Raw genomic sequence first — 21146 nt, forward strand, 5'->3', positions numbered from 1 at the left:
AAGTTGTGCGAGCAAAGATAGCCCTCTTGGCCAACGAAGGCGTCAGGCTACGAGATATCGCTGATGAGCTGGATGTCTCTTGCTTCATGGTCTCAAAGTGGGTCAAGAGATTCGCCCTTGTTGGAGTAAGATCGCTCGGTGACGCCCCAAGGTCAGGGGTTCCAAGGACCCACTCAAGATGACGAGATCGCCGAGATCATCAAGCTAACACACAGGCTGCGTCGAAGTCAGCGCTATCAGTCCAGCTACCCATCGGTGTACTGATACCGAAACAGCGCCTGGCTCTTACTCTGTTTCGGTGTGGTTATCTCATATACGTGACACGTCATGGACAGGGATGGTGACGACAGTTCCTACGTTGTCGGACATCTTGTATGGACTAGCTCTCACAGCTTGTCCAACCCTTCGTTGAGGATCACCTTATTGAGACCTGGCGCGGAAAGCGGGAGCGCTCTCGCATTCAGCTTGGTAGATCTTGAAGCGCCATACGTTTTTGAGTGTCCCTGATGCGAAGTGATGCTTGCCGCGCATGTCGCTGTTACCCGTAGAGCTGGGTTTGACCCTGCCTTCCGTGTCACAGTCTGTGTGGCGGCAGGAACGTATGGCATCCAACCAGCGCCCCCGGTAGGACTCGAACCTACGACCGACTGCTTAGAAGGCAGCTGCTCTATCCGCTGAGCTACAGGGGCCACCAGTCCAGTGTAAAGCCGCGAGCACCACAGACGGCAATCAGCAAAGACCACCGACTAGAGTACTTGATCATTACAACAGTACTCCTCCACGATCCAACTCTCGCTTTCCGACGTGGAGGTAGAGGGTGACTAGCATGCAGCAACGGTCGCGGCTTCGATCGTTTCCTCATACCGTCTTCGGACTCTATACCGTCGCAGGCTTCTATCGGGGCGCCCAGAATATGGCGCTCACCACCCTTGCCCTCATTATCAAAGAGGACCTTGGCTACGGTGCCGGCGTCATCGGAATTGTCTCTGCCCTTTCGGGCATCATACTTGTACTCGTAACACTCTCCATCAGCGCTCGGCTCAAACCGGCCCACCTCGAACGGGCAGTGTTGTACTCGCTAATTGCCCTGGCAATCAGCCTTGTCATCATTGGCGTCAGTCACTCCATCTATCTCACCGCCTTTGCCACTATCCTCCTGGGTGTAGCTGGCGGCCTCGGAATGCCGGGGTTGGCCGGCTCCGTCCAGCTCGCAGCTGGCGAGAGTGCGGCCAACCCACAACGGATCCTCGCCATCTACACGCTGGTCTTGAGTATGTCGCTCGCTGTAGGCCCACTCTTAGAAGCGGGCCTACTTGATGCAACCCATCAAGATGTACGTTGGCCATTTATCGCCTTCACGGCACTACCCCTACTGGCTCTTGTCATCATGGTGTCACGACGACGAGAAGCAATGGCTCTCTCAGCCAAGGCTGCGGCAACTAACAAACCACCAGCCGATCACCAACTGAACTCCGAGCGCATTCGCCTACTCAAAACACCAGAGGTCGTGAAAGCCCTTTTTGCCCAGCTGATGTATGCCGTTCCCTTTGCTGCGCTCACGGTGTTCGGAGCAGAGGTGGCCCGGGTCACAGATCGAGCGACCGCTGCACAGGCACAGCTCGCCTTCACCGTCTTCTTCGTCCTCTCGTTGAGCTGCAGGGGTCTCGTCGCCTGGCGGTCACCGGTTCCGCGTAAAGGATTAGCGTATGCCGTTGCAGGATTGTTTACCATCGTCGGCCTCTCCTTCATCATCGCCGGCCACTCCTTCGTTCTCTTTTTGGTTGGGATGATCATCCTCGGCCTGCCCCACGGTGCTATCTTCCCGTTAGCACTGTCGGCCCTCTCAAGCTCGCTGCCTCCAGAGGAACTACCTCGCGCGAACTCGCTGCTCATGGGATCGAGTAACCTTATCGGCATCGTAGCACCACCGGTCCTCGGCCTCATTGCGGCAGCCACCACCTATCGCCTCATGATGACGACCGTTTTAGTGCCAGTGGTCCTCGTCTTCACCGCATTCGTCGTCTACGTCACGATCTTGCGGTTGCGCACACGATCGACCCTCTCGTCGGCCGGTTAATCCCCACCCTATCGTGTCGAGCCAGAATGAGAAGCAACCATGACGTACCCGCTATCGTAAAAGCAGTGAATAGGCATGCTTCACCCAATGACTACGCTGGACGCTCCGGCAAACCGAAGGTGTCGCTCACCAGTTTTGCGGATCCAACGCAGCCTAATACACCGTCATCAGATTACGCACAAATCGTGGACCAGCTTGCCAGAAACCTCCGTCGTGAGCGCAGCCTGTTGGGCCTGTCGCGACTTGAGCTTGCACAGCGAGCCGAACTCTCCGAACGCTACCTGGCCCAGCTTGAAGCCGGTGCCGCCAACCCCTCCTTGACGGTTCTCACCCGCCTCGCACGCGCACTCAACACGAGCGTGCTGGCACTGCTTGACCTAATAACACTGGTGACCCCAAATGAAGCGGAAGACCTCATCGGTCGACTCCAGCGTCTGGTCGCGACCAACCGCGACGGTGTAGCGTTGGTCGGACTCCGCGGAGCCGGAAAGACCACGCTCGGCGTATTGCTAGCTGATCGGCTCGGATGGCGCTTTCTCCGCTTGACCGAGCTCATCACCCAACGAACACAGATGCCACTCGATGAGCTCTTCTCCCTTGGAGGTGATGCCGCGTTCCGTCGTCTCGAGCTGGAGTCGCTTGAGCAACTCATCAACGCCGGGACAAAGCAACTGGTGTTGGAGATCGGTGGGGGCCTGGTAACGAATCAACCTGCCTACACCCTGTTGCGCCGTCACCTTAGCACCGTCTGGCTCTCCACCTCCCCGGAAGAGCACATGCAACGTGTGGTTGACCAGGGCGATCTGAGACCGATGCATGGCAATACCCGTGCCATGGATGAGCTGCGGGCGATTCTCGCCGAGCGCACACCTCTGTATGAATTGGCCCACCTCCATCTATCAACATCTCACCAAAGCGTCGCGGCTTCCTTAACCCAGCTCATATCGCTACTCGCGAACCACCTCGGCAAGGATTATTGTCTCAGCACCAGTGAGTCACCAACCATCCCCGAGTCGGAGACCGTCAACTCAGAGATCAGGGACGGTCTCAAGATCTCAGAGCCATAGGCCGTCGGCGCCCGGAATCCATTGTGGTACCGTCTATCGCTGGGAGGGCCCCAAAAGCTGCACGATAATGCAGGCATACGCCGGAGTTTCTGCGAGTGGTTGGCATTATTGTGCAAGTTGTGCCGTAACATGCCGGTGGGTGTGATGCTCACAGCAGGAAACAGTGAGACACGAACATGATGTGGCTCCCAGTGGGCCCGCAAACGTGTACTGACAACAAAGGGGGATGACGATGCAGACGCAAGGCGAACAAAGCACAACGATCGAGGATTGGCTCGTTACGATCCCAAAGGCGTTTAACATCGCCGACTACCTGCTTGATCGGCATCGGACCGATTCGACCACCGCGATCACTGACCAATCTGGATCCTACACCTACGGCGACCTTAACGATCTTGTCCTGCGAGCCGCCACGGCGCTTCGTCAAAACGGGCTCGAGCCCGAAGATCGACTCCTCATGGTGATCGGCGACACGGTAGTGTTTCCTGCCCTTTTTCTCGGTGCCATCCGCGCTGGCATCGTCCCCATACCACTCAATCCCCTCCTCGCAGAGGAGGACTTTCGCTACATTATCGAAGACTCCCGTGTCAAAGCCATCATCACCTCAGCCTCAGAGGCCGACAAGATCAAAGGCGCTGCGAGCACATCATCGCGAGTGAAGTGGATCGAGCACGACAACGGCCTGAACGGACCAGGAATCGGGAGCCAGATTCTGGCATGCGGGACCTACGAGTCGCCCGCAGACACCGTCTCCGACGAGGTAGCCTTCTGGCTCTACTCGTCTGGCTCCACCGGACGTCCAAAGGGGGTTCGCCATCTCCATCGAAACGTCGCCGTTACGATCGAATGCTTTGCAAAGCGCGTGCTTGGCTTGCGCGCGGACGACACCGTGTTCTCGGCAGCCAAGCTATTCTTCGCCTACGGACTCGGCAATGGGCTGACCTTTCCTTTCGGGGTCGGAGCTCGAGCCGTATATCTCGATGGTCGTCCGACACCCGATTCGGTCATCGACCTCCTGACCCAGCATCACCCATCGGTGTTTTGCGGAGTACCGACCCTGTTCGCCTCGCTCCTTGCGAGCCCACGCGCACAAGAACTGGGCGAGGCCGGCCTTCGCATCTGCACCTCAGCTGGGGAGGCCCTCCCTCCCGAGATCGGGCGTCGCTTTGAGGAGCTCACCGGTGCCCCAATCATCGATGGCCTAGGGTCGACCGAAATGCTCCATATCTTCCTCGCTAACCGCCCTGGACAGATCCGCTATGGATCAAGCGGGACACCGGTTCCTGGCTACGAGGCACAACTCGTCGATGACGACGGTACGACGATCGATGGCGCCGACACCATCGGCGAACTGGTGGTTCGAGGGTACTCAGCCGCAGACGGTTATTGGAACCAGCGAGATAAATCGCTAGCGACCTTCCGGGGGCACTGGACGCACACCGGTGACAAGTACCTGCGTGACGGCGATGGCTTCTACTACTACGCCGGGCGCGCCGACGACATGATGAAGGTCTCCGGCAACTGGGTCTCACCCTTCGAGGTTGAGTCTGCTCTCATCGCCCACCCGGCGGTACTCGAGGCGGCAGTTGTCCCCTGGAGTGATGTCGATACGTTGATCAAGCCAAAGGCCTACGTGGTCGTCCGGCCCGGCGTCGACGCCAACGACGAATTGATCCAAGACCTCCAGTCCTTCGTCAAGGGCAGCCTGGCGCCGTGGAAATACCCTCGCTGGATCGAATTCGTCGATGAACTGCCCAAGACCGCGACCGGGAAGATTCAACGGTTCAAGCTTCGCAACCCGTGACGCCAATCTCGCACCTACGACTCGGTCCGACCATTCTTGAGGTCGCCAGCTGGGCTCCCCCAGCCCAAGCCGAACGTTTGGGACCAACCGTTGTGTTGCTCCATGAGGGCCTGGGCTGCGTGGCGATGTGGAAACACTTCGGCTCTAGGCTCGCCGAACGACTCGGCCTTCGGGTCGTGGCGTATTCGAGGGCCGGTTATGGCGGCTCAGACACCATCGATCTCCCACGACCGCTCGACTACATGCTGAGCGAGGCCGACCACACCCTGCCACGTCTCCTCGATAGGCTCTGCCCGGGGCCACGGCTACTCCTCGGCCACTCGGACGGCGCCACCATCGCATTGGCCTACGCTGGCGTCCATCACGATCCGTTGTTGGCTGGTATTATCGCCATTGCCCCTCACGTCATCGTTGAAGAGATGACGCTCACGGCCATTCGTCGAGCCAAGGCCGACTTCGTCCACGGTGATCTGGCGAAGAAACTTGCTCGATACCATGGGTCCAACCTCACCACTGCATTCTGGGGATGGAATGATGTCTGGCTCGACCCCGGTTTTCGAACCTTCTCAATCCTGGATCGCCTGCCCGACATCAAGGTGCCCATTCTGGCACTCCAGGGCGATGCGGATCCCTACGGGAGCAGGGCCCAACTCGAACTCATCGCAGCGCAGTGCGAACAGGTAGACATCGCATACATTCAAGGCGCGGGGCATGCACCGCACCTATCAGACCCCGAGGAGGTGCTTGCCCGTATTGGCAACTTTGTCGCCCCCACGACGAGCACGGACTCCGGCGAGCACCGCTGCTAATGGCCACAAGTTCATCGGTACCTCCGCTACCTGCACCATCAGACGACCTTCGTCGGGCAAACATGTATTATTTTGCAGATCATTTCGGAGCTACTAAAACTATACTGCAGACAAGGAGGCGTGATGATTGATCTTCGGACACACCCGGACCGATACCACCACTGGAAACTCAAGACTGACGAGCACATTGCCGAGCTCACCCTCGATGTCGATGAGCATGAGAGCATCGGCGATGGCTATCAGCTGAAAATGAACTCCTACGACCTTGGGGTCGACATCGAACTCGCCGACGCCATCGAGCGGCTTCGCCTCACCTACCCCGAGGTGACCACTGTTTTTGTGCGTTCCGGTAAACCTCGCGTCTTTTGCGCTGGCGCTAACATCGCAATGTTGGCCGGGGCAACCCATCATCACAAGGTGAATTTCTGCAAGTTCACCAACGAAACACGGCTGTTCTTAGAGGACGCTCCCGCTCGCTTCGTGGCCGTCGTTGAAGGCACCGCCGCAGGTGGCGGGTACGAACTGGCGTTGAGCTGTGACACCATCGTCCTTGTCGACGACGGCTCCGCAACGGTCTCACTTCCCGAGGTCGCACTCTTGGCGGTCCTGCCCGGTACCGGTGGACTCACGAGGCTTACCGACAAGCGTACGGTTCGTCGAGACCGTGCTGACTACTTCTGCACCCTTGAGGAGGGTATTCGAGGTCAGCGGGCCTTGGACTGGAATCTAGTCGACCACCTGGTACCACGCTCGGGCCTGTCGTCGTTTCTTGAGTCGCTCACCACGTACAACGCGAAGCCTCACCAGGGGCCGGGTGGCATCACCCTTGGTGACATCAACCGCGACATCACCGAAAGCACCGTTGACTACCAACACATCCACGTCGACCTCGACCGGGATCTCGGTGCCGCTCATATCAGCATCCAAGGCCCGACCACCGTCCCCGCCTCAGCCGAGGAGCTCCACGCACAAGGCGATGCCTCATGGCTGGTCGCCACCGCTCGCGAGCTCAACGATCTGATCTGTCACCTCAGATTCAATGAGCCAACGCTTGGGACCCTGTGGCTTGAGACCCGAGGAGATCTTAGAATCGCCCAGCGCTATGCCCAAGGTCTTGAGGCCTGGCGCGACCAGTGGATCGTCCGCGAAGGGCTCGACCTGTGGCGACGAACGCTGGCACGCCTCGATCTGACCTCGCGATCGATCATCACCACGATCGCCGACGGGAGTTGCTTTGCCGGCCCACTCGCAGAGCTTGTGTTTGCGGCCGACCGGTCCTTCTTTCTCGACAACGGAACGGTCGGTCTTGTCGTGGACCCGATGAACTTTGATGCCTTCCCGATGATGAACGGACTTTCACGACTCGCCTCACGCTTGTGGGGAGAGCCTGGTGTGCTCGAACAGCTTTCGACGCACACCACTAGTGAACTCGATGCAGCCGCTGCACAGCGGCTCGGGCTGGTGACCTTCACGCCGGACGCGTTCGATTGGGACGACGAGGTACGCCTCGCGCTTGGAGCGCGTCATGGGTTCTCTCCAGATGCACTTACCGCCATGGAGGCCAACCTACGCTTCGTCGGCCCAGAGACGATGGCAACCAAGATCTTCGGTCGTCTCAGTGCCTGGCAGAACTGGGTCTTTAGCCGACCCAATGCTGTCGGCGCCGAAGGAGCGCTACGCCGGTATGGGACCGGCCAAATGGCAAACTTCCAACAAGAAAGGATCTGATCACAATGGAACTCATCGACTACGACGCCCAAATTCCCAACAACGTCGCCCTCGCAAGCGACGATCGTCTTAAGCGGGCGCTCGAACAGTGGCACCCAGGGTACCTCAACTGGTGGAACCAGATGGGCCCCATGGGGTTTAACGACTCCGAGGTTTACCTACGCACCGCGACCGGGGTCGACCCCAAAGGTTGGGCGCAGTTTCAGTACGTCAAGATGCCGGAGTACCGCTGGGGCATCTTCTTGGCACCAGGTGACCCTGAGCGCAAGATCGGCTTTGGGGAGCACTTCGGAGAACCGGTCTGGCAGGAGGTGCCGGGTGAGTACCGAGCTATGTTGCGCCGCCTGCTCGTCGTCCAGGGAGATACCGAGCCCGCTAGCGTCGAGCAACAGCGGCACCTCGGAGCGACGGCACCTTCGCTCTACGACCTTCGCAACCTCTTTCAAGTGAACGTCGAGGAGGGTCGGCATCTCTGGGCCATGGTGTACCTGCTGCAGCGCTACTTTGGTCGCGATGGTCGCGAGGAGGCCGAGGCGCTCCTCACGAGGCGCTCCGGCGATGACGATCGACCCCGCATGCTTGGGGCGTTCAACGAGGAGACACCTGACTGGCTGTCATTTTTCATGTTCACCTTCTTCACCGACCGTGACGGTAAATACCAGCTCGAGGCGCTCGCCCAATCTGGCTTCGACCCACTTGCGCGCACCACTCGGTTCATGCTGACCGAAGAGGCCCATCATATGTTCGTCGGAGAGAGCGGCATCGGACGCGTGATCGAGGCGACGGCCACGGCGATGATCGCCGCCCACATCGATGACCCTACCGATGTCGAGCGCATTCGCTCCCTCAACGTCATCGACCTGCCAACCCTGCAGCGTTATCTCAACTTCCACTTCTCGGTTAGCCTCGACCTCTTCGGCGCTGAGGCTTCCTCCAACGCGGCCAATGCGTTCGCGGCCGGCCTGAAGGGACGATTCAACGAACACAAGATCGACGACGATCATCGTCTGACGAATTCGACATACCCCGTACTTCGACTCGAAGAGACCGACATTGTGAATCGCAACGAGCCTGCCCTCTCCGTGTTAAACGCCCGTCTCCGCGACGACTATGCCAACGACTGTACCAATGGTGTCAAGCGCTGGAACAAGATCCTCGAGAAGGCCGGGGTCGATTATCGGCTCAGCCTCCCCCACGTTGGCTTTCACCGACAGGTTGGGGAGTTCCAAATGGCCCCAATCGATCCAAGTGGTCAGGTTCATAAGGGAGTCGCCTTTCATGATATCGTCGAGGGCCATCTCCCTTCCTCGGACGATCGCGCGTTCATCACCTCGCTGATGCAACCGATCTACGAGCCAGGATCCTATGCGAGTTGGATCGCACCACCGAAGGTGGCGATCGACAACAAGCCAGGAGACTTCGAGTTCGTGCGCCTCCACGGGTGATGACCACCGCCGGGCTCGTTCGCCAACATCTCATCGATCCCGAGGTCTGCATACGTTGCAACACCTGCGAGGAGACCTGTCCGATCGACGCCATCACTCACAACGATGATAACTACGTCGTCGACCCAGCCATCTGTGCCGCATGCGGAGACTGTCTTGGACCGTGCCCGACCGGGGCGATCGACTCATGGCGGATCGTCAACACCCCTCATCCCATCGATGCACAGTTCGAATGGGACATGCTCCCCGCCAACGACGCCGAGGTCGATGACCTCGAAGAGCAAGAGGCAGATACGCTCGACTCTGAGGCGGGCGAGCTCCTTGCGCTCGCCCATCAGTTCGCACCAAAGACACCTCCGCCCGCGAGCGCTAGCACCCCACACCTCAACGTCGCCACCCGCCGCAACCCCATCGTTGCCACCGTGGTTGGCAACTACCGCATCACAGCTCCCGGGACCGACTCCGATGTACACCACATCGTCCTCGATCTCGGAGGCGATGCCTTCCCCATTCTCGAGGGACAGAGCGTCGGTGTTCTTCCCCCACATGATCCCGATGACCAGCGTTCTCCCGCAATACGGCTGTATTCGGTCTGCTCACCGCGTGACGGTGAACGGCCAGGACACAACAACCTTGCCCTGACAGTCAAACGCGTCATCGACAACGGACATGGCCTGCCTGGCCTTGCCTCGAACTACCTGTGTGATCGAGAGCGAGGCGATACCGTCAGCCTCATCGGTCCATTCGGAGACACCTTCCTCATGCCGATGGACCCAGCGTCTAACCTCATCATGATCTGCACCGGCACTGGATCAGCCCCGTTTCGGGCGATGACCGAATATCGTCGGCGTCATCTTCCCGCAGGTCCCGGCAAGCTCTGGCTATTCTTCGGGGCAAGAACGCGAGCCGAGCTCCCCTACTTTGGGCCGTTGATGAAGCTTGAACGCTCGCTGATCGAGATCGAGCTCTGTCTGTCCCGCGAAGAAGGTATCCCTGCCCGTCACGTCCAAGACGGTCTACGAGACCGACTGGCCGAGCTGAAGGTACTCCTTGATCAGGAGTCGACCTACCTGTACCTTTGCGGTGTCAAGGGAATGGAGGGCTCCATACGGTCGGTCCTGACCGAAGGTATTGACGACTGGGATCTGCGAGAGGCCAAGCTCATCGAAGAGGGTCGCTTGCACGTCGAGACCTACTGACCATGATGTGGGTGGCAAAAGGGTGCGGGTTGACAACAGCAACAGACCGACTCGAAGCCGTGCCGGTCACCACAGCCAGCCAGGGGTCAGCGACCACACCGTTGGGCTCGCTATCGGATCAATAGCTCTGCGACCCGATAGGCGAGGTCCAGCGACTGCCGTGCGTTCAGCCGAGGGTCACAGATGGTGTCATAGGCTCTCGATAATTCAGCTTCAAGCACCTCTTCGCCACCGCCGAGACACTCCGTCACATCCTCGCCGGTCAGCTCAACGTGGATTCCCCCAGGCCAGGTTCCCAAACGGTGATGCACCTCAAAGAACCCAGTGATCTCATCCATGATGTCCTCAAAATCGCGCGTCTTATAACCAGCCTCAGAGACGAAGGTGTTGCCATGCATCGGATCACAGATCCATACCGCCGGATGACCGGCAGTCTGCACGGCTCTCACCAGATCCGGGAGCGCACTGCGCACCGTTTCATGACCCATCCGCGCCACCAACAACAGCCTTCCGGGTTCGCGATCCGGATCAAGTGCCCCACAGACCGCCAAAAGCTCATCGCTCGTCATTGTGGGGCCCACCTTAACACCAACTGGATTGGCGATACCACTGGCAAAGCGCACGTGAGCACCCCTTGGATCACGAGTCCGGTCGCCGATCCACACCTCGTGGGCCGACAGATCGTAGAACCGATTCGACGATGGGTCCCGGCGTGTCAGGGCCGCCTCGTAGCCCAACAACAACGCCTCATGTGAGGTCCAGAGGGTGATCTGGTGCAGGACCTCTTCCTGGGAAAGATCGATGCCACAGGCGGCCATGAAGTGCAACGCACGTTCGATCTCAGCGGCTATCGAGGCGTAGCGCTCGCCCTCCGGGGATGTGGAGACGAAATCCTGGTTCCAGCTATGGGCGCGAGATAGGTCAGAGAAGCCCCCTTCGGTGAGCGCCTTGATCGTCGCAACGGTTGCCCGTGATAGGTCATAAGCCGTCAACATACGTTGTGGGTCAGGACGACGAGCTTCAAGTGATGGGTCGTCATCGTGGACGATATGTCCGCGGAACACCGGTATTTCAATTCCATGGTGCAGCTCCGTCTCGGAGGACCGCGGCTTGGCGTATTGGCCTGCGATACGGCCGATCTTGACCACAGACACGCCTGACGAATATGTCAAAACGACCGCCATCTGGAGAATCACCCGCAGCTTGGCTCGAATCGAGGCGGCGCCATGATCATGAAATGACTCCGCACAGTCGCCGGCTTGCAACACAAAAGCCCGGCCAACCGCGGCTCGAGCGAGCGCACGTCGAAGCGCATCGACCTCTCGAGGAAAGACGAGCGGGGCCCGCAATCGCAATTCACGTCGAACGGCCTCGAGTTCGTCTTGGCTATGCCATGCTGGCTGCTGGGCTATCTCATAGTCCTGCCAATCCCACGGATCCCACTGCAGCTCCATGTCAACCTCCTAAGGTCAGTCTACGGATGCAATAGCTCCGAACAGTTCGCGTGTCACCCTGAGCCCCCGATAAGATTGCTAGGTAATAACGCCACACGACCGAGGAGCGTGCCAGAATGCAACGAACGAAGGACGCTCGCCAATCCAAAGGGTGCTATCCATGCGGCTAGGCGTCTTTGGCGGTACCTTTGATCCGATCCATATTGGCCATCTGGTGGCAGCCCAGAACGCCATGCACGCCGCAGCCCTTGACGAGGTGCTCTTCATCGTCGCGAATCAGCCATGGCAAAAGGAGGGAACCCGCACCGTCACCGATGCTAAGCTTCGCCTCCTCGTCGTGTCAGAGGTGTTGCGCCCAATTCCGGGGCTCGAACCCAGCGACATCGAGATTGCACGCGGTGGGCTCTCGTACTCGGTTGACACCCTTTCGGAGTTGAAGACTCTCCGCCCCAACGACCAGCTTTTCCTGGTCGTTGGGGCCGATGCCGCATCACAGATGCCGACCTGGGAGCGAGCCGAAGAGCTCTCCACACTCGCGAACCTGGTGATTGTGAACCGCTATGGCTACCCGACGATTAGCAATATCTTGGATTTCGAGCAACCTATCCTGGCTGAGATGCCTTGGTTGGATATCTCCTCAACCGATCTCCGTGAGCGAGTGCGAGGACATCGACCGTTACAGTTTTTACTTCCAGAAACTGCAATCGATGCAATCGAGGCCTATCAGCTTTATCGCGATGATGAAAGCGGCTAACGACCGGGCCGACAGCGACCTACGCGGACGCTACTAGAATGATCATGCCTAGGATCGCCAACACGATCAGGACTGAAATGTCCTTGCAGATTGGAAATTACGCATGGTTGCACGCACCCACGAATCAAATGATCGGTACGAAACCATCGAGACTTGCAATAGCTTGTGGGTTTTCGAGGCACAGGAAAGGCGATTCCTCCGCCTACCTCGTACTCACCCGCTACCAAGCTCCTATTCGCTTTTGCCCGAATCGGCCTGGGAACACTATGAATTGTTCACGCTTGATCCGGTTTCAGGCGAATTCATCGTTCGCCTGACAGCCGATGGCTCCAGGGTGCTACGTTCTCAACGACACCGTCAACCCTGTCCCAACTGTTCGGTCGAGAACGAAGCATCACTGACCCGCGAGTTTGGTACCATCGAGCTCTCCTTGCTCGACGGCACCTCACTGGGATCCAACGTTGACCAGCCAAGCGCCTAGGGATCAGCCAAACATCTGAGGGTGGTGTGCCCGAAGACAGCATCGCCTCCCCGCAAGCGGGCATGCATTGAATCGCCATCAAGATCTCACCACGGCGCACCCCGGTAACGGGAGAGGGAAACACGATCGCGCTGGGAGCACGTGTCGATGCCGGGGCGCTTTGGTGTCCGTTCATCAGGGCGTAGCTTCGATGCACTGGCAACTAGGCTGGTAATCACCGTGAAGCACAACCTTCGACCAGGACAGAAGCTTGGGATCGAGATCTACCCCGGTCCCGTGGCACCGCCAAGACAACTTAACAACGACGTCGATCCTCTCGAACTGACGATTGCCCTTGCCCAAGCGGCGGTGGATAAATCAGCCACCGATGTGATCGCAATCGATATCTCCGAGGTCTCGACCTTTGCGAGTTACTTCCTCATTTTGAGTGGAACCAACAATCGACTGTTGCATTCGGTTGTTGATGAACTCCGTGATCGCGCGCGAAACGACTTTGGCATCCATGTCCGCGTGGAGGGACAGGAGAGCGACGAATGGATTCTGCTTGACCTCGGCTCGCTCATCGTCCATTGTTTCTCCACAGAGGCTCGCGAATTCTACCAGCTCGAGCGACTCTGGTCCGACGCCACACATCTCAACATCCCAGGGGTCACGACCTCCGGGCTCAACCTGTCCAATACCCAAGCTGCCACCAGCTGAAAAATCCATCACATCACGCCCCCTCGTAGAGCCGCGTCGTGCTCTTAGTCACCCTTTACCACAGGAACGAGTGCGTAATCCAGGTCTAAGGTACTCCCCGCCCGCACCTATAAGCCGCTCGATGGCGCATCCGACCACAAGACTGCCCACCTCGTCGCCTCGCGACGGCTCAGGAGGATGACACAGTTGGGTCAACTATCAACTATTCGTCCACGATGACTCCAACACGCGAGCGCAATGACGCAAGGAGGATCGGCTCCTAAAGGCAAAGTGCAGCCGGACGCGCGCCAGCCTAGACCGCCCGATCCGAGGGCTCATTAGCGAGCCGGTACATAAGGCTACGCCTCCGGCTCTCCAACTTCCTCGGTGGCAAGCTCATCCGTCTCCCGAACCCGTGCAAGGTATCGATAGAGACCGATCACGGACGGCTGAATCGAGTCGATCAGCTCCTCGGCGAAACCATCTTGGTTCTCTTCGAGAGCCTCAAGCCCCTCCTCGGTGCCGAACACGACAATTGGAAGCATGAGATTGACGGCATCGTCGTCGTCGGCGAGCGTGGAAAACGCCTCCGGGAACAGATCGGTCGCCAACAGGAACCCGGCACACCACTCGACCGGCGAGATCTCCTCAAGCTCTTCGTCACCGTCCACCTCGACAATTGAGTCAAAAATGGGGAGGAACTCCTCGGGACGAGTGTGAATCACCTCGCGGGTCACCTCACAATGGCGGGCCATCGCATCAAGAATCGCGGGGTCGATCTTCTCATCCTCTCGGATCACACCTAGCGCGAGCTCGATCCATTCAGCCTGCTCGACCTGTTGGGGTGAGACCGCGAGGCCGGCTGCAAAACCATCGAAGGCGGTCAGAGTCAGGCGCTCCGGTGGCGCCTCTGGGTCATCAAGAAACTCGGCAAGGGCATCGAGTTCTTCTTCGGTCAACTGGTCAGCCACCATACGCTCCCGTCATTAGTTTGCTTTGGTCACCCACGTTTACTGGTCGCCTTGGACTACCCCGATAGGCTAGCCGGTGCGGCGACACCCTCCACGGGGTTGTGACAGATAGACTGGGTTTAAGAAGATCAAACAGCACATGAGCAACCATCAGAGACAGTGCCATCGAGGCGGCGGCATCGCTGGCGATCGCCTAGTTTACAACAGCATTATTAGTCAGCAACAGCATCGTTGCCTCTTGGTAGGGATGTGCCATTCCTCCTCGGGGTTTCACGATCGATTCCCCCTCGATCACGGCCCCAGTGACCAGAACAACCCAGTGATCAAGACCGCCTGACGACCAATACCAAAACGGTAGCTAACCACCAACGATAAGGAGCGAGCATGCGATTTGCGACCATCGATTTCAACGGCGAGCCACGAGCGGCCATCGACTTTCACAGCCACTATCGAGTAACACCATTTGGTGATCTCTCCGAAGCACTCCGCGCCTTCGACGGCGACGTGATGGCGCTCGCCGACATCACCGAGTTTGAAAGCATCGAGACAGCGGACGCCACCCTCCTCGCGACCACCAAAACCCCGAACAAGATCATCTGCCTTGGGCTTAACTTTACCGACCACGTGGCTGAGATGCGCCATGATCGCCCCCCCTTCCCAACGCTGTTTGCCAAATACCCCCTCACCCTGACCGACCCCTTTGCACCGATCATCAAACCCTCGATCTCCAACGCAATGGACTGGGAGGTCGAGATCGGAGTGGTCATCGGCAAAGCCGCACGCAACGTCTCTGAGGCACAAGCACTCGACCATGTCGCCGGTTACACCGTGGTCAACGACGTCTCGTTCCGCGATTACCAGAACCGAACCAGCCAGTTCCTTCAGGGCAAGATCTTCGAGGCAACGACACCCGTGGGTCCGCACATGGTAACTCGTGACGAGGTCGACGACGCCAACGATTTAGCCATGACCCTAAGCGTGGATGGAGAGATCATGCAGCAGGGTCGCAGCTCACAGATGATTTTCTCGATCGCTGAGACAATCGCCTACGTCTCGCAAATACTCACGCTCGAGCCAGGCGATCTTCTCAGCATGGGGACACCCTCGGGCGTGGGTGCCGGCCGCAATCCTCAACGATTTCTTCAGCCCGGAGAGTTGATGGAGTCCAGCGTCGAAGGGATCGGCGCTCTGGCAAACCGCATCGTTGGGCCTGGCTCCCCGATGAGCTGACAGTCGAGCACCGCGTCAAGTGCGAGCACCACATCGCTGAGCTCTCCATCCACCTCGGTCAGCCACATCGTCGGATGCTTGCCTCCCGAGACACTTAAGAGCCTCCCAAGCAGATGTCGATCTCCCGCCATCAAGACATCCATACGACGGTCCAACAGTCGCCGAACATTCTGTGGTTGCAACGGTCCCATACACCACCTCCCATGCTTAGTGTCGGCTGACTCTGCCACCTCTTGAACAGCGTTTATTGCTTCCGACATATTTTATTGAACATTTGTTGGAGGTAATACCTTAATACAAGAGTGTGGATGGACGATAGAGGGTAACATAATCACCGTCGTTTTATTGCTGCCTGGGGGTACCATGTTCAGACACGACCGCATTGTGAGCCTGCGCTCTCTTGCCATCAGCATCATTCTCGCACTGGCCTTCATCGTGGTCCCGTCGTATGCTCACATTACCCAGCGGTCTCTCCCCGCATCGCATCTCGCAAGTGCCAACGCGGGATATCTCCTTGCGGGCGCCGATGGTTCGGTCTATGGTTTTGGAACTGACACCTACGGCTCGACCTATACCGACGGTTTGACAGGACTCGGAGGGGCTCACCCGCTGGCCGCCCCGATCGTGGGGATGGCTGCGACGCCGGGCGGGCAGGGGTACTGGATGGTCGGAAAGGATGGCGGCGTCTTTGACTTTGGCAACGCTGGATTTTATGGTTCGACCTATACCTATGGCATCACCGGGCTCAGTGGCGCTCACCCACTCAACGCCCCGATCGTGGGGATGGCTGCCACGCCCAATGGCAAGGGCTACTGGATGGTAGCCGCCGATGGCGGCGTCTTTGACTTTGGCAACGCTGGATTTTATGGTTCGACCTACAGCGACGGATTGACCGGACTCACTGGTGCCCATCCGCTGAACAAGCCGGTCGTTGGCATCACCTCAACCCCGGGTGGTCACGGGTACTGGATGGTAGCTGCCGATGGCGGGGTCTTTAACTTTGGGTCGGCCCCATTTCTCAACTCACTGGGGGGTCAAAGGATACCGGCACCCATTGTCGCAATGGTCATGGTCCCCCAGGTACACGGCTACGACGTCTCCAACTACAACTGTCAGGATCTGCCCAACTCCCCACAGGGATTGATGTTCGTTGAGACCAACGGCTATCCGTTTAGCTTCGACTATGAACCTGCGACAAGTGCTGCATGCGGGACGGCGAATAACGGCATCTCTCAAGGTCTCATGGCTGCGCTGGAAATCGCTGGCAACGCCACCCAACCCTATCTCTTTCTCGGCGATAGCCCCAGCTCCTCCAACGCAAACCCAACGGTCACCGACTATGTACCGAGCGGTTGTGCTACCGATCCCCAAGATGTAGGACTTACCACAACGGGAACCTCGTTGCCAGGATGGGACTCAACTACCTGTCAATATGACGAACCTGCAAACGCCGGTGCCTTTGCGACGGCACCAGACGTTACACAAGGCTGTCAACTCTACGTCAACGCGGGCCACTCGTGTGCGCAACCGGGGCCCAACTTCAACTTCGGATGGCAACAGGCCATCTTTGGATTTGATACGGCGACGGTAAATGCCGACGCAGCCAACCTTCCAAACATCGTGCACAACACCTGGTGGCTTGATGTCGAGACCTCTGGAAGTTGGACAGGCGATGGTGCCGGCAACTACGATGCCATCCTCGGCTCCATCGCCGCGCTGGAATCGCTCGGTGCCTCCAGCGTTGGGATCTACTCGACCAACTACCAATGGTCACAGGTCACCGCTGGAGCCCCTAACGGCGCAGCACTGCCCACCAACACTGCACTCTGGATACCTGATCCGGGTGCGAATCCAACCGCAGTTTGCCAGGGAGCGGCTGGGGTTAGCTACCTACCCTTTGGCGGCGGAGCCATTCACTACGTCCAATATGGCGTGACCGACCAGTTTGGTGGAGCCATCGATACCGATCAGAGCTGCTAAAGGACCTGTTCGACGAAGTGTTCGAGCTGGCGAAGTGTTCGGCATTCGACCACGGCGCGACACCAGGGTGCGTAACTGGCTAACGCCGAGTCACCGGTATCCCAATACCCACGAGGCTCTGGATTCAACCAGTAAGTAGCCCTGGCCCGCTCAGCAAAACTGCGAAAATGCTGCTGCTCAGGATCATGGTAATTAGACCGTGCATCGCCACAGATGATCAAGGTCGTCGTGGCCGAGATCGAACTCCCATAGCGCTCATCGAAATGACGAAAGGTGGCTCCGTAGTCCGAATGCCCGACGAGCCCCACCACTTTGGCCGACTGAGCAACACTGCGGAGTGCAGCCTCGATATCTTGGTTGTCACCAAGGAGCTCGGTCACCTCATCGATCTCGTCAATGAAGGCGAAACTGCGCAGCTTTCGCAGTTCGTGTGCGAGAGCATACAACAGCTGCATCGTGAATCGAGCAAAGGAGGCAACCGACCCGGAGACGTCGGCAAGCAGGACGACCTCTGGCCGCATCGGACGATCCTCACGGGTGATGGGCGAAAGGGGTACGCCACCGGTCGAAAGCGAGTGGCGAATCGTCGCCCGAAAATCCAGTCGGCCGGCGTTCTTGGAGCGATGTCGCCGCTCTAGCTTGGCCGTCAGTTTAACAGCCAACGGCGTGATGATGCGGCGCAGTTCGCGCAGCTCTTCGCGTGAGGCATGCATAATCTCTGCGTCCTCCGCCAGATGCAGCCCAAGGGTCCTTGCGACCTCGGTCGCTCCACGGGCCTCGACAATGCGAGCGAGCACCTCACGGTCGATGGTGGCAGCGAGTTCGCCAAGGCGTCGGTTCACCTGGTAGTCAGGATCGTCGAAGGCCGACGCCGGTTCGCCCTCGGCCTGGGTTGCGAGCCCTGCGAGCAATTCAAAGCGCAGTCGATCCAAGTCCAACGCACGACTCGTGCGATAGGCGTAGTACACCCCAGACACCGGGCGCTCTGGTGACACCCCGCCAAATCGATCGACCGCTTGACCTACCAGTTCACTGAGTCGATCCCACCGTTCGTTCAGGAGTGCATCCCGGATCGCATCGAAGAGCTCATCCTCTTCGACCGATGGATCCTGATGAGCGCCTGCAACGAAGAACACATCGAAGAGACGATAAAAGATCGTTAGCGACGACGGGTCCTTGATAAGGGTAACCGCAAGCGCCGCACGCACGCTCACGCGATCGAGCAGGTCGATGACCGACAAGGCCGCTGCGGCATCAATCACCGACGACGGGCTCACGCTCACGCCAGCCGCCCGTAGGGCGGTCACGAAATCAAGCAGCGTCGCTAGCAGCATCTCAAACCCGAGGAAGCAGTTCCTTGAGGGCCCGCTCGATGTCCGAACGGTTCTTCAACAAGATCGGTAGCGTGGAGGCAACAACGTCATCATTAAGCGAGGACACCGAAAGGGCCAGCAACGATCGGGCCCAATCGAGCGTCTCTGCAATCGAAGGGATCTTCTTCAGATCCATCGAGCGCAGCCGGGCGACTACCTCGACAAGACGAGCCGCCAACTCGTCATCGATCTCGGGGAGCGCCGCGCTCACGATGGCGCGTTCGCGCTCTTGGCTGGGGTAGTCCAAGTACAGGTAAAGTGCCCGTCGCTTGAGGGCCTCTGAGAGTTCTCGCATGCCATTGGAGGTCAAGATGACCACCGGCTTAGACGTTGCCTGCACCGTCCCCAACTCTGGAATGGTAACTTGGAACTCCGCCAGCACCTCTAGCAACAGCGCTTCGGTCTCGACCTCCAGCCGATCCACCTCGTCGATGAGAAGAATCTTTTCGCCACCACCCCGAAGGGCCGCGAGCAACGGTCGCTCCAATAAGTAGTCGGCTGAAAAAATCGATGAGACCTCTTGATCTGCGCTGCCCTGGAGGGCCAGCAGTTGCTTGCGATAGTCCCACTCGTAGAGAGCGCGCGACTCATCAAGACCTTCGTAGCACTGAAGCCTCACCATCTCCAACGCAAAAGCCCTCGCGAGTGCCTTCGCTAGCTCGGTCTTGCCAGTTCCAGCGGGTCCCTCCACCAGAATTGGCTTCTCAAGCTTGGTTGCCAGAAAAACAGTGGTGGTGATCTCGGTACTGGGAAGGTAGCCAACCCGACTAAGCGCCTGGTCGACCTCGTCTTGATTTTGTAGGAACAACACCACTCCAGGTTAGTGACGAGTCTGGCCCTCTCCTTCGATGAGGATCTTCGTGGTGGTAAGCTGCGCAGCTCCCATCGGACCACGGGCATGGAGCTTCTGGGTACTGATGCCGATCTCGGCGCCCATCCCGAGTTGACCTCCATCAACGAAACGTGTGGAGGCATTCACCAGTACGCTGGCGGCATCGACCTCTCGCTCAAAGCGCTGTGCATGAGCAAAACTATTGGTGATGATAGCCTCAGAGTGGCCCGAGCTAAAGTGTCTGATGTGATCGATCGCCTGATCTAGGTCGTCAACCACCCTGACCGCCAAAATAAGATCTAAGAATTCGCGAGCATAATCGTCCTCAGTGGCCACGTGGGCTCGCGGACAAAGCGCTCGCGTTTGCTCATCCCCTCGAAGTTCAACGTTGGCGAGGGCAACATCCAAACGGGGTAAGAGGGCCCTGGCGACCGCGCGATGGATGAGCAACGTCTCCATCGCATTGCAAACACCTGGGCGTTGTAGCTTTGCGTTCTCGATAATTGCCACCGCCATCGCAAGATCAGCGCTCTCATCGACATAGACATGGCAGTTACCGTCGCCATCGATGATGGTGGGAACACTGGCATAGGTGCGAACCGTGTTGATCAGCTCCGGCCCTCCTCTTGGGATCAGTACGTCCATAGCGGAGCCGAGCTGCATGAAGGCGATGGCGCTCTCCCGAGTCGTCTGGCTCACCATAGCCACCAGATCCTGGGGCATGCCAACCTCGCCAATCGCCCCTCGAAGCGCGTCGACGATAGCTCGATTGGAGTGCACTGCGAGCGAAGATCCTCGCAAGACAATGGCGTTACCGGCATAGAGCGCGAGCGCAGCCGCATCAGAGGTGACATTCGGACGATTCTCATAGATCACCCCGACAACCCCTAACGGGACCCGAACACGACGCACGCGCAACCCGTTGTCCAACACCCAACCATCGACGACCGCACCAACGACGTCGGGTTGGTGTGCTACCGATCGAATCGAGGCTGCCATCGCCCCAAGACGCGACTCGTCCAGTGTAAGGCGATCACGCTGGGCACTGGTGAGCGCGTTAGCCTCGGCAAGATCTTGCTGGTTGGCGGCCAGGATCGCGTCACGATTCGCCTCGATACCGACAGCCATCGCCTCCAAGAGTCGTTGTCGCATGGCTCCGGTGCTCGTCGCCAGCGTCCGTTGGGCTTGGCGTGCGCGCTCAGCAAGCACCCTTAAGGCCTCGACGATGCCCTCATCCACTACAACCTGGGGAGTGACCATCTCA

Annotated in this window: 16 protein-coding genes and 1 tRNA gene; 11 read left to right on the top strand and 6 right to left on the bottom strand. The window is 58.6% G+C overall.

Features of this window, described 5'->3' with window-relative positions:
- Nucleotides 1-616: 616 nt before the first annotated feature.
- Nucleotides 617-689, bottom strand: a tRNA-Arg gene (locus MP439_04845).
- A 137-nt stretch (nucleotides 690-826) separates the two neighbouring features.
- On the opposite strand from MP439_04845, the gene MP439_04850 reads away from it, so the two are divergent.
- The 7 genes from MP439_04850 (at nucleotide 827) to boxA (ending at nucleotide 10129) form a co-directional block, all read left to right on the top strand.
- A complete protein-coding gene (locus tag MP439_04850) occupies nucleotides 827-2077 on the top strand; it encodes an MFS transporter (GenBank protein ID MCI2975389.1) in 1251 nt (416 codons plus the stop codon).
- Between the two features lie 65 nt (nucleotides 2078-2142).
- Nucleotides 2143-3144 (top strand): helix-turn-helix domain-containing protein, encoded by a 1002-nt coding sequence (locus tag MP439_04855; protein ID MCI2975390.1) that lies wholly within the window; start codon nucleotides 2143-2145, stop codon nucleotides 3142-3144.
- 232 nt (nucleotides 3145-3376) lie between these two features.
- Nucleotides 3377-4948, top strand: a complete 1572-nt coding sequence (locus MP439_04860) for a benzoate-CoA ligase family protein (GenBank protein ID MCI2975391.1) — start codon at nucleotides 3377-3379, stop codon at nucleotides 4946-4948.
- Nucleotides 4945-5757 (top strand): alpha/beta hydrolase, encoded by an 813-nt coding sequence (locus MP439_04865; GenBank protein MCI2975392.1) that lies wholly within the window; start codon nucleotides 4945-4947, stop codon nucleotides 5755-5757. The genes MP439_04860 and MP439_04865 overlap by 4 nt, the downstream gene beginning before the upstream one ends.
- Before the next feature lie 123 nt (nucleotides 5758-5880).
- A complete protein-coding gene (gene boxC / locus MP439_04870) occupies nucleotides 5881-7485 on the top strand; it encodes a 2,3-epoxybenzoyl-CoA dihydrolase (protein ID MCI2975393.1) in 1605 nt (534 codons plus the stop codon).
- Between the two features lie 5 nt (nucleotides 7486-7490).
- Nucleotides 7491-8930: a benzoyl-CoA 2,3-epoxidase subunit BoxB gene (boxB, locus tag MP439_04875; GenBank protein ID MCI2975394.1), complete on the top strand. Its 1440-nt coding sequence runs from the start codon at nucleotides 7491-7493 to the stop codon at nucleotides 8928-8930.
- Nucleotides 8930-10129, top strand: coding sequence for a benzoyl-CoA 2,3-epoxidase subunit BoxA (gene boxA / locus MP439_04880; GenBank protein ID MCI2975395.1), 1200 nt, complete (start codon nucleotides 8930-8932; stop codon nucleotides 10127-10129). The genes boxB and boxA overlap by 1 nt, the downstream gene beginning before the upstream one ends.
- Nucleotides 10130-10239: 110 nt before the next feature.
- On the opposite strand, the gene MP439_04885 is transcribed toward boxA, so the two are convergent.
- A complete protein-coding gene (locus tag MP439_04885; GenBank protein ID MCI2975396.1) occupies nucleotides 10240-11583 on the bottom strand; it encodes a 3-deoxy-7-phosphoheptulonate synthase class II in 1344 nt (447 codons plus the stop codon).
- Nucleotides 11584-11743: 160 nt separating this feature from the next.
- Between MP439_04885 and nadD the strand changes: the two genes are divergently transcribed.
- Nucleotides 11744-12337: a nicotinate-nucleotide adenylyltransferase gene (nadD, locus tag MP439_04890; protein MCI2975397.1), complete on the top strand. Its 594-nt coding sequence runs from the start codon at nucleotides 11744-11746 to the stop codon at nucleotides 12335-12337.
- A gap of 628 nt (nucleotides 12338-12965) precedes the next feature.
- On the top strand, nucleotides 12966-13517 hold the full coding sequence (gene rsfS, locus MP439_04895; GenBank protein ID MCI2975398.1) for a ribosome silencing factor: 552 nt from the start codon (nucleotides 12966-12968) through the stop codon (nucleotides 13515-13517).
- A gap of 338 nt (nucleotides 13518-13855) precedes the next feature.
- Here the strand turns inward: rsfS and MP439_04900 are convergent, their stop codons facing one another.
- Nucleotides 13856-14455, bottom strand: a complete 600-nt coding sequence (locus tag MP439_04900) for a YecA family protein (GenBank protein ID MCI2975399.1) — start codon at nucleotides 14453-14455, stop codon at nucleotides 13856-13858.
- A 396-nt stretch (nucleotides 14456-14851) separates the two neighbouring features.
- Here MP439_04900 and MP439_04905 point away from each other — a divergent pair, with 396 nt between their 5' ends.
- Together MP439_04905 and MP439_04910 are read left to right on the top strand one after the other, a co-directional pair.
- A complete protein-coding gene (locus MP439_04905) occupies nucleotides 14852-15697 on the top strand; it encodes a fumarylacetoacetate hydrolase family protein (protein MCI2975400.1) in 846 nt (281 codons plus the stop codon).
- A 363-nt stretch (nucleotides 15698-16060) separates the two neighbouring features.
- Nucleotides 16061-17677, top strand: a complete 1617-nt coding sequence (locus MP439_04910; GenBank protein MCI2975401.1) for a hypothetical protein — start codon at nucleotides 16061-16063, stop codon at nucleotides 17675-17677.
- Here the strand turns inward: MP439_04910 and MP439_04915 are convergent.
- From MP439_04915 to MP439_04925, 3 genes are read right to left on the bottom strand one after another with little or no spacing between them, the layout of a single operon-like run.
- Nucleotides 17674-19011 (bottom strand): VWA domain-containing protein, encoded by a 1338-nt coding sequence (locus MP439_04915; protein MCI2975402.1) that lies wholly within the window; start codon nucleotides 19009-19011, stop codon nucleotides 17674-17676. The genes MP439_04910 and MP439_04915 overlap by 4 nt on opposite strands.
- A 1-nt stretch (nucleotide 19012) precedes the next feature.
- Nucleotides 19013-19858: a MoxR family ATPase gene (locus MP439_04920; GenBank protein MCI2975403.1), complete on the bottom strand. Its 846-nt coding sequence runs from the start codon at nucleotides 19856-19858 to the stop codon at nucleotides 19013-19015.
- A gap of 12 nt (nucleotides 19859-19870) precedes the next feature.
- On the bottom strand, nucleotides 19871-21142 hold the full coding sequence (locus MP439_04925; GenBank protein MCI2975404.1) for a glutamate-5-semialdehyde dehydrogenase: 1272 nt from the start codon (nucleotides 21140-21142) through the stop codon (nucleotides 19871-19873).
- Nucleotides 21143-21146 lie beyond the last annotated feature (4 nt).

The organism is Ferrimicrobium sp. (assembly GCA_022690815.1).
Classification (GTDB): domain Bacteria; phylum Actinomycetota; class Acidimicrobiia; order Acidimicrobiales; family Acidimicrobiaceae; genus Ferrimicrobium.

Coding starts and splice junctions, on each gene's coding strand:
- MP439_04850 (MCI2975389.1), top strand. CDS start 827: ATGCAGCAACGGTCGCGGCTTCGATCGTTTCCTCATACCGTCTTCGGA.
- MP439_04860 (MCI2975391.1), top strand. CDS start 3,377: ATGCAGACGCAAGGCGAACAAAGCACAACGATCGAGGATTGGCTCGTT.
- boxC (MCI2975393.1), top strand. CDS start 5,881: ATGATTGATCTTCGGACACACCCGGACCGATACCACCACTGGAAACTC.
- boxB (MCI2975394.1), top strand. CDS start 7,491: ATGGAACTCATCGACTACGACGCCCAAATTCCCAACAACGTCGCCCTC.
- boxA (MCI2975395.1), top strand. CDS start 8,930: ATGACCACCGCCGGGCTCGTTCGCCAACATCTCATCGATCCCGAGGTC.
- MP439_04885 (MCI2975396.1), bottom strand. CDS start 11,583: ATGGAGCTGCAGTGGGATCCGTGGGATTGGCAGGACTATGAGATAGCC.
- nadD (MCI2975397.1), top strand. CDS start 11,744: ATGCGGCTAGGCGTCTTTGGCGGTACCTTTGATCCGATCCATATTGGC.
- rsfS (MCI2975398.1), top strand. CDS start 12,966: ATGCCGGGGCGCTTTGGTGTCCGTTCATCAGGGCGTAGCTTCGATGCA.
- MP439_04905 (MCI2975400.1), top strand. CDS start 14,852: ATGCGATTTGCGACCATCGATTTCAACGGCGAGCCACGAGCGGCCATC.
- MP439_04910 (MCI2975401.1), top strand. CDS start 16,061: ATGTTCAGACACGACCGCATTGTGAGCCTGCGCTCTCTTGCCATCAGC.
- MP439_04915 (MCI2975402.1), bottom strand. CDS start 19,011: ATGCTGCTAGCGACGCTGCTTGATTTCGTGACCGCCCTACGGGCGGCT.
- MP439_04925 (MCI2975404.1), bottom strand. CDS start 21,142: ATGGTCACTCCCCAGGTTGTAGTGGATGAGGGCATCGTCGAGGCCTTA.